This is a genomic window from Agromyces sp. P1_H4, from assembly GCF_056405255.1.
On record NZ_JBFUCL010000147.1, the window covers coordinates 1 to 8,728 of the forward strand.

Sequence of the window (8,728 nt, forward strand, 5' to 3'; positions counted from 1 at the left end):
CACCGGTTCGGGCACCTCGGCGGCGAGTGCGTCCAGCGTGGGGATGCCGGGGATCAGCACGGGCGGCGGCGACGTGCGCTCGCGACCCTTCGCCTCGAGGAGGCGCGCGACGGCCRCAGCCGAGAACGCGTCGGCGGCGACGCCGTAGACCGTGTCAGTGGGGATCACCACGAGCTCGCCGCGTCCGATGGCGCCGCGCGCGAGGCGCATGCCGGTGAGCAGCTGGGAATCGACCGAACAGTCGTAGATGGCAGTCATGACCGCTCGATTCTAGACCAGCGGGCTTGCCGTCCTCGGGGCCCGGGCACCCGAGCCCGAGCGCGAGGTCGGCAGACGCGACGGATGCCGCGAACCKGGCGGCTCGCGGCATCCGTCGCCGCCTTCGGCGGTCGCCTTCAGCGACGCCCCGCCTTGCGGCGGAACAGCCACGCGCCCCACGCGGCGGAGCCGGCGATGATGACGGCGCACCAGCCGACGGCCCACCAGGCCGAGTCGCCCATCGGCGTGCCCATGAGCAGCGACCTGAGGGTCTCGATGATGGGCGTGATGGGCTGGTTCTCGGCGATCCATTGGAGCCACTCGGGCATGGTGTCGACCGGCACGAACGCGCTCGAGAGGTAGGGCAGGAAGAGCAGGATGAAGCCGTAGCCGCTCGCCGCGTCGGGGGTCGAGGCCGCGAGCCCGATCGCCGCGAACAGGTAGGTGATCGCGAGGATCCAGAGCGTCACGAGCGCGAACACGCCGACCCACTCGATCGGGGTCGCCGTCGGCCGGAAGCCCACGAGCAGCGCCACGAGGATCACGACCGCCGTCGCGACGAGGTTGCGGACGAGGCTGGCGACGACGTGGCCGGTGAGCACCGCGCCGCTGCGCAGCGGCATCGTGCGGAACCGGTCGATGATGCCGGTCGTCATGTCGTTCGCGACCGAGACGGCGGTCGAGGCCGACCCGAACCCCGCGCAGAGCAGGATGATGCCGGGCACGACGTAGTCGACGTAGCCGCCCGAGGGGTCGATGGCGTTGCCGAAGATGTACGTGAACAGCAGCATGAGCATGACCGGCAGGACGATCGCCATGGTCGCCGCCTCGACGTCGCGGATCGAGTGCCGGAGGCTGCGGCCGATGAACGTCGACTCGGCCGTGAAGGCGCCGATGCGCGGGCGGACGAGGTCCGACGATGCGGGGGTGCCGCTCGCGCGGCCGGGAGCGGCACTGGTGGTGGTGGTGGTGGTCATCGCGGTCACTTCGCTTCCATGAGCTCGGGAGACGCCGATGCGGCGTCACGATCGGTGAGGTCGAGGAACACGTCGTCGAGGCTCGGGCGGCGGATCGACACGGCGACCCCGTCGGCGGCCGCCGCGGGGCTGCGGTCGAGCTCGTCGAGGGCGGCGCGCAGGCCGTGCACGCTGCCGTCGGTGGGGAGTTCGAGCAGCAGCGTGCCGTCGGCATCGCGCAGCTCGACGACATCGCCGCCGATGCGGGCCTTCAGCTGTTCGGGCGTGCCCTCGGCGACGATCCGGCCGCGGTCGAGCACCGCGATGCGGTCGGCCAGGCGGTCGGCCTCCTCGAGGTACTGCGTGGTGAGGAAGACGGTGGTGCCCGCACCCGCGAGTGAGCGGATGACGCTCCACAGCTCCTGCCTGCTGCGGGTGTCGAGGCCCGTCGTCGGTTCGTCCAGGAAGAGCACGGCCGGCGCGACGACGAGGCTCAGGGCCAGGTCGAGTCGCCGCCGCATGCCGCCGGAGTACGTGCCGACCCGGCGGGCCGCGGCATCCGCGAGGTCGAATCGGTCGAGGAGCTCGCCCGCCCGGACCCGCGCCCGGCCGCGCGACAGACCCGAGAGTCGGCCCATCATGACGAGGTTCTCGGTGGCGGTGAGGACGCCGTCGACCGCAGCCGACTGCCCGGTGAGGCTGATGCGGCGCTTCACCTCCTCGGCGTCGGCGACGACATCGTGGCCCGCGACCGCGGCGGTGCCCGAATCGGGGGTCACGAGCGTCGTGAGGATGTTGATCGTGGTCGTCTTGCCCGCGCCGTTCGGCCCGAGCAGGGCGAACACGCTGCCGCTGGGGACCGTGAGGTCGAGCCCGGCGAGCACCTCGGTGCGACCGAAGCGCTTGCGCAATGCGCGTGCGTCGATGGCGAGTGTCATGTGCTGCTCCTTTCGTAGGTGTCCGGTGGCGTCTGCGTATGCCGCAAACTGTGTATGTAATCCACTGTTGTTTAAGTAATACACAGTTCTAGACTGTCGTCAACACCTGAGCGCCACGCTCGACGCACGAGAACGGGAGCCGATGCCCAACCCCACGCCGCCCGACGAGCAGCCCGACCCCGAGCTCCCCAGGGGCGTCGCGCTCGCCTGGGGCATCGCGGCCCACCCGCAGCGGGGGCCGAAGCGCGAGCTCTCCATCGAGCGCATCGTCGACGCGGCCATCGAGATCGCCGATGCCGAGGGGCTGGGAGCCGTCTCCATGAGCCGGGTCGCGACCTCCCTCGGCTTCACGACGATGTCGCTCTACCGGTACGTGACGAGCAAGGACGACCTGATCCTCCTCATGCAGGAGGCGGCGAGCACCATGCCGGTTCCCGACGACGAGGTCGAGCGCGCCTGGCGCGACGGCGTCACCGCGTGGGTGCTCGCCATCCGCGACGCGTATCGCGCCCACCCCTGGCTCGTCGACATCCCGGTGTCGGGCGCGCCCATCACGCCCAACAGCCTCACGATCGTCGACTGGTTCCTCCGCGAGGCGCGCGAGCTGCCCCTCAGCGACGGCGAGAAGATGTCGACCCTGCTGCTGCTCACGAGCTACGCGCGGGCGACGAGCGCCCAGGAGCGGGACATCCGCGCCGCCGCCGCGGCCTCGGACCCCGCCGAGGTGTCGGGCGAGCGGGCATTCGGCGCGCTCGTCGAACTCGTCACGCCCGAGCGATTCCCGTACCTCCAGCCGCTCCTCCTCGCGGGCGGCTACGTGGCCGAGCCGGGATCGGCAGCGGTCGAGGGCGACGACGACTTCGAGTTCGGCCTGCAGCGCATCCTCGACGGCATCGAGTTCCACGTCGGCCAAGTCCAAGCCGGGATCGCGCCACCCCGGCCTCCTTCGCCGGCTCCCGAGGTCGCCCTCCCCCGCGACCGGCAGGTGCGCGAGGCCGCGAAGGCCAGGCGCGAGGCGGAGAAGGCGCTGCGCGACGCCCGCAAGCGCGAGCGCGACGCGATCAAGCAGGCCCTCGACCGTGAGAAGCAGGCCGGTGAGCACGCCCGACGGGAACAGGCGGACCGAGACCGGCGCGAGCGCGAGCGGGCCGAGCGCGAACGGGAGCGACTCGACCGATCCAGGTGAGGCCGGGTCGGGTGCCGCCGCTCAGCGGATCGCGGTCGTCGCCCGGTCGCGCAGGGTGAGGTCGCGATGGTGCGCGACGGCGCGCCATCCGTCGCCCGAGAGGATGTCGGCGATCGCCGCGGACTGGTGCTCGGCGTGCTCGATCACGAGCAGGCCCCCAGGATGCAGCAGCTCGGCCGCGCGCCGGGAGAGCACGCGGACGACATCGAGCCCATCCTCGCCGCCGTAGAGCGCGGCCACCGGATCGTGCAGGTGCACTTCGGGGTCGACCGGGATCTCTGCGGCCGGCACGTAGGGCGGGTTGGAGATCACGACCGCCACCCGGCCGTCGAGCTCGGCCAGCGCCGTCGCGAGGTCGCCGAACACGAGCTCGAGGTTCGCGGCGCCCACCTCCTCGACATTCCGCCGCGTCCACGGAAACGCCTCCGGCGAGTTCTCGACCGCCCACACCCGCGCGTGCGGCACCTCGGTGGCCATCGAGAGTGCGACCGCCCCGCTCCCCGCGCCGAGGTCGACGGCGATGGGCTCGGGCTCCGCCGTCGCGCGCAGCGCGTCGATCGCCAGCTGCGCGACCTGCTCGGTCTCGGGCCGCGGCACGAAGACCCCCGGTCCGACGGCGAGCTCGAGCGAGCGGAACGCCGCACGCCCCGTGAGGTGCTGCAGCGGCTCCCTCGCCGCACGGCGCACGACCAGCGCCTCCAACGCCGCCGCCGCCTCGTCGTCGAGCAGGCCGCCCATCACGGCACGCGCCTGCACGCCGCCACGCGACAGCCCCAGCACGTGGCCGATGAGCAGGTCGGCGTCGACCTCGGGATCCGGAACGCCCGCCGCACCGAGGCGCGCCGCCGTCTGCCCACGAAGGGTCCTCACGTCGCGTTCGCCCTGCGGCGGCATCCGTTCATCCACGAAATGGAATGTAACGCACGTGACCGGGCGCGGGCGCCGCCGTAGGCTGAGCCGCGGCATCCGCCGTCGCTCGCACACCCGAGACGCACCGAGTTGCACCCCGAGAGGAAGCACCATGGCCCAGGTCTTCGACAACATCACCGAGGTCTTCGGTCGCACCCCGCTCGTGCGCCTGAACCGCGTGACCGACGGCGCAGCGGCGACCGTGCTCGCCAAGCTCGAGTTCTACAACCCCTCCGCGAGCGTCAAGGACCGCCTCGGCGTCGGCATCGTCGACGCGGCCGAGGCCTCGGGCGAGCTCCAGCCCGGCGGGACCATCGTCGAGGGCACCAGCGGCAACACCGGCATCGCGCTCGCCATGATCGGCGCCGCGCGCGGCTACCGTGTCGTCATCGCCATGCCCGAGACGATGTCGAAGGAGCGTCGCGCGCTCCTCCGCGCCTACGGCGCCGAGCTCGTGCTCACCCCCGGCGGCGAGGGCATGAAGGGCGCCGTCGCGCGGGCCGAGCAGATCGCCGCGGAGACGCCCGGCGCGGTGCTCGCCAAGCAGTTCGAGAACGTCGCGAACGTCGAGATCCACCGCCGCACGACGGCCGAGGAGGTCTGGAACGACACCGACGGCGACGTCGACATCTTCGTGTCGGGCATCGGCACGGGCGGCACCATCAGCGGCGTCGGGCAGGTGCTCAAGGAGCGCAAGCCCGAGGTGCGCATCGTGGGCGTCGAGCCCGCCGAGTCGCCGATCCTGAACGGCGGCCAGCCCGGCCCCCACAAGATCCAGGGCATCGGCGCGAACTTCGTGCCCGAGATCCTCGACCGCGACGTCTACGACGAGATCATCGACGTGAACATCGACCAGGCCGTCGCCACCGCCCGCCGCCTCGGCATCGAGGAGGGCATCCTGGGCGGCATCTCGTCGGGCGCGACGGTCTACGCCGCCGTCGAGCTCGCCAAGCGGCCCGAGAACGCCGGCAAGACCATCGTCGTGATCGTCGCGAGCTACGGCGAGCGCTACCTGTCCACGGTGCTGTACGAAGGTCTGCTTGACTGAGCGGGTGGGAATCCTCGCCAGCCTCCGGGAAGACATCGCCACCGCTCGCGCCCACGACCCCGCTTCACGGAGCGCCGCCGAGGTCGCGCTCGCGTACTCGGGCCTGCACGCCATCTGGGGCTACCGCCTCATGCACCGGCTGTGGGAGAGCGGCTTCCGGCTGCCCGCGCGGCTCGGCTCGCAGTTCGTGCGCTTCCTCACCGGGGTGGAGATCCACCCCGGCGCGCACATCGGCCGCCGCTTCTTCATCGACCACGGCATGGGCGTCGTGATCGGCGAGACCGCGATCGTCGGCGACGACGTGATGCTCTACCACGGCGTCACCCTGGGCGGGAAGGCGCCACGGGGCACGCCGCGCGGCGCGAAGCGGCATCCGACCCTCGAGGACGGCGTCACCGTGGGGGCGGGGGCGAAGGTGCTCGGCAACGTCACGATCGGCGCCTGGAGCGCCGTCGGCGCCAACGCCGTCGTCACGAAGGACGCCCCGGCCCACTCGCTCATCGTCGGCATCCCAGCGACGTTCAAGCCCCTCTCGCACGCCACGGCGGACGCCGCGCGCGGCGTGCACGACTGGCACATCTAGCGCGGTCGGTCGACGAGGCTCGTCGAGCCGGGAACGACGAAGGGGCGGATGCCGCGGCATCCACCCCTTCATCGACGCACGAGTGGCCCGGGGTCAGTCGTCGCCGAGCCCGGCGAGCTGCGCCTCCTCGTCGGCCTGGACAGCCGACTCGATGAGGGGATCGAGCGCGCCGTTCATGACCTGGTCGAGGTTGTAGGCCTTGTAGCCGGTGCGGTGATCGGCGATGCGGTTCTCGGGGAAGTTGTACGTGCGGATGCGCTCCGAGCGGTCCATCGAGCGGATCTGCGACTTGCGGGCATCGGATGCCGCGGCCGCCTGCTCCTCCTGCTGGCGCGCGAGCAGGCGCGCGCGCAGCACGCGCATCGCCGCCTCGCGGTTCTGCAGCTGGGACTTCTCGTTCTGCATCGACACGACGATCCCCGTCGGCAGGTGGGTGATGCGCACCGCGGAGTCCGTGGTGTTCACCGACTGGCCGCCGGGACCCGACGACCGGTACACGTCGATCTTCAGGTCGTTCTGGTTGATGTCGACCTCTTCGGGCTCGTCGACCTCGGGGAAGACGAGCACGCCGGTCGTCGACGTGTGGATGCGGCCCTGCGTCTCGGTGACGGGTACGCGCTGCACGCGGTGCACGCCGCCCTCGTACTTCAGGTGCGCCCACACACCCTGCGACGGGTCGGTGGCGTTCGACTTGATCGCGACCTGCACGTCCTTGTAGCCGCCGAGGTCGGACTCGTTCTGGTCGAGCAGCTCGATCTTCCAGCCCTTGGACTGCGCGTACTGCATGTACATGCGCAGCAGGTCGCCGGCGAAGAGGGCGCTCTCTGCGCCGCCCTCGCCGCCCTTGATCTCCATGATCACGTCGCGCCCGTCGTCGGGGTCGCGCGGGATCAGGAGCCGGCGCAGCTTCTCCTGCGCCGTGGCGAGGCCCTCCTCGAGGGAGGGCACCTCCTCGGCGAACGCGTCGTCCTCCTTGGCCAGCTCACGCGCCGCCTCGAGGTCGTCGCCCGCCTGCTGCCACGCGGTGTGCGCGGCCACGATGCGGCTGAGCTCGGCGTAGCGGCGGTTGACCTTCTTGGCGCGCGCGGCGTCGGCGTGCAGCGCCGGGTCGGCGAGCTCCTCCTGGAGCTCGCCGTGCTCGGCGAGCATGGCCTGGACGGACTCGAACACGCGGCCTACCGGTGGTCGGTCTCGTGCCCGTGCGAGTGAGCGGCGCCGTTGGCGACCGGCATCGACTTCTGCATGAGCATGAGGAACTCGACGTTCGACTGCGTCTCCTTGAGACGGCCGAGCACGGCCTCGAGCGCCGGCTGCTGGTCGAGGCCCGCGAGGGCGCGACGCAGCTTCCAGGTGATCTTGACCTCGTCGGGCGAGAGCAGCATCTCCTCGCGACGCGTCGACGAGGCGTTCACGTCGACGGCCGGGAAGATCCGCTTGTCGGCGAGCTGGCGCGAGAGGCGCAGCTCGGAGTTGCCGGTGCCCTTGAACTCCTCGAAGATCACCTCGTCCATCTTCGAGCCCGTCTCGACGAGCGCGGTGGCGAGGATCGTGAGCGAGCCGCCGTTCTCGATGTTGCGCGCCGCGCCGAAGAAGCGCTTCGGCGGGTACAGCGCCGAGGCGTCGACGCCGCCCGAGAGGATGCGACCGGATGCCGGTGCAGCGAGGTTGTACGCGCGGCCGAGGCGGGTGATCGAGTCGAGCAGCACGACCACGTCGTGGCCGAGCTCCACGAGGCGCTTCGCACGCTCGATGGCGAGCTCGGCGACCGTGGTGTGGTCTTCGGCCGGACGGTCGAAGGTGGAGGCGATGACCTCGCCCTTCACCGTGCGCTGCATGTCGGTGACCTCTTCGGGGCGCTCGTCGACGAGCACGACCATGAGGTGGACCTCGGGGTTGTTGATCGAGATCGCGTTGGCGATCTGCTGGAGCACGATCGTCTTGCCGGCCTTCGGCGGCGCGACGATGAGGCCGCGCTGGCCCTTGCCGATCGGCGCCACGAGGTCGATGATCCGCTGCGTGAGCTTCGTGGGCTCCGTCTCGAGGCGCAGGCGGTCCTGCGGGTAGAGCGGCGTGAGCTTCTGGAACTCGACGCGCGCCGCCGACTCCTCGGGGGTCTGCCCGTTGACCGAGTCGACCTTCACGAGCGCGTTGTACTTCTGGCGGCTGTTCGACTCGCCGTCGCGCGGCTGCTTGATCGAGCCGACGACCGCATCGCCCTTGCGCAGGTTGTACTTCTTCACCTGGCCGAGCGAGACGTAGACGTCGCTCGGGCCGGGGAGGTAGCCGGTGGTGCGCACGAACGCGTAGTTGTCGAGGACGTCGAGGATGCCCGCGATGGGGATCAGCACGTCGTCGTCGAGGATCTCGGGCTCGAGCTCGTCAGTCGCACCCTGCCCGCGACGCTTGCGGTCGCGGTACCGGTTGCGGCGGCCGCCCTCGCCGTCGAGCTGCTGCTGCTGTGCRTCGCGGGCCTGGCCCTGCGCCTGGCCCTGCTGGCCGCGGCCGTCGCCCTGCGCCTTGCCGGCGTCGGACTCGGGCTGGCGCTCGCGCACCGGCTTGCCCTGCTCGTCGCCCTTGCGGCCGGCGTCGCCGTTCTGGCGCTCGCCGCCCTGGCCGTTCTGGCGGCCCTGGCGCTCGTCGGACTTCTGCGCGTCGTCGCCGGAGCGCTCCGTGCGGTCGGCGCGCTCTCCGCCTCGGCGGCCGCGGTTGCGGCTGCGGCCCTGGCGGGGCTGGTCGCCGGAGGGCGCCTCGCCCTCGACCTCGGCGGACTGGGTGGCACGGGCGCCCTCGCCGGGCGGTCTCTKATACACATCTCCGAGCCCACGAGACTACCTTGGATCTCGTATGCCG

At 71.5% G+C, this 8,728-nt stretch carries 8 protein-coding genes and 1 pseudogene; 3 read left to right on the forward strand and 6 right to left on the reverse strand.

All coding sequences use genetic code 11. The features are described from left to right. From AC1DY2_RS10425 to AC1DY2_RS10435, 3 genes are all read right to left on the reverse strand, one after another. Window positions 1–258 (reverse strand): L-threonylcarbamoyladenylate synthase (locus AC1DY2_RS10425; protein ID WP_476762365.1); only part of this gene is annotated, 258 nt, incomplete at its 3' end. 137 nt (window positions 259–395) lie between these two features. Continuing rightward, entirely contained in the window at window positions 396–1,235 is an 840-nt protein-coding gene (locus tag AC1DY2_RS10430) for an ABC transporter permease (RefSeq protein ID WP_476762366.1), read from the reverse strand. Window positions 1,236–1,240: 5 nt separating this feature from the next. Then, complete coding sequence (locus AC1DY2_RS10435; RefSeq protein WP_476762367.1) at window positions 1,241–2,152, reverse strand: ATP-binding cassette domain-containing protein; 912 nt, start codon at window positions 2,150–2,152, stop codon at window positions 1,241–1,243. Window positions 2,153–2,294: 142 nt separating this feature from the next. On the opposite strand from AC1DY2_RS10435, the gene AC1DY2_RS10440 reads away from it, so the two are divergent. Further along, window positions 2,295–3,338 carry a TetR/AcrR family transcriptional regulator gene (locus AC1DY2_RS10440; RefSeq protein WP_476762368.1) on the forward strand — a complete coding sequence of 348 codons (1,044 nt, stop codon included), beginning with the start codon at window positions 2,295–2,297 and terminating at the stop codon, window positions 3,336–3,338. Between the two features lie 21 nt (window positions 3,339–3,359). Here the strand turns inward: AC1DY2_RS10440 and prmC are convergent, their stop codons facing one another. Further along, window positions 3,360–4,232 (reverse strand): peptide chain release factor N(5)-glutamine methyltransferase, encoded by an 873-nt coding sequence (gene prmC, locus AC1DY2_RS10445; RefSeq protein ID WP_476762372.1) that lies wholly within the window; start codon window positions 4,230–4,232, stop codon window positions 3,360–3,362. Between the two features lie 127 nt (window positions 4,233–4,359). Between prmC and cysK the strand changes: the two genes are divergently transcribed. Beyond that, complete coding sequence (gene cysK / locus AC1DY2_RS10450; RefSeq protein ID WP_476762369.1) at window positions 4,360–5,295, forward strand: cysteine synthase A; 936 nt, start codon at window positions 4,360–4,362, stop codon at window positions 5,293–5,295. Between the two features lie 4 nt (window positions 5,296–5,299). Continuing rightward, the gene (epsC, locus tag AC1DY2_RS10455; RefSeq protein ID WP_476762370.1) at window positions 5,300–5,878 is read left to right on the forward strand and encodes a serine O-acetyltransferase EpsC; all 579 of its coding nucleotides are present in this window, start codon (window positions 5,300–5,302) and stop codon (window positions 5,876–5,878) included. 93 nt (window positions 5,879–5,971) lie between these two features. Here the strand turns inward: epsC and prfA are convergent, their stop codons facing one another. After that, entirely contained in the window at window positions 5,972–7,048 is a 1,077-nt protein-coding gene (prfA, locus tag AC1DY2_RS10460; RefSeq protein WP_476762371.1) for a peptide chain release factor 1, read from the reverse strand. Between the two features lie 5 nt (window positions 7,049–7,053). Further along, a pseudogene (gene rho / locus AC1DY2_RS10465) lies at window positions 7,054–8,376 on the reverse strand (transcription termination factor Rho); the annotation flags it as partial. Between the last annotated feature and the right edge of the window lie 352 nt (window positions 8,377–8,728).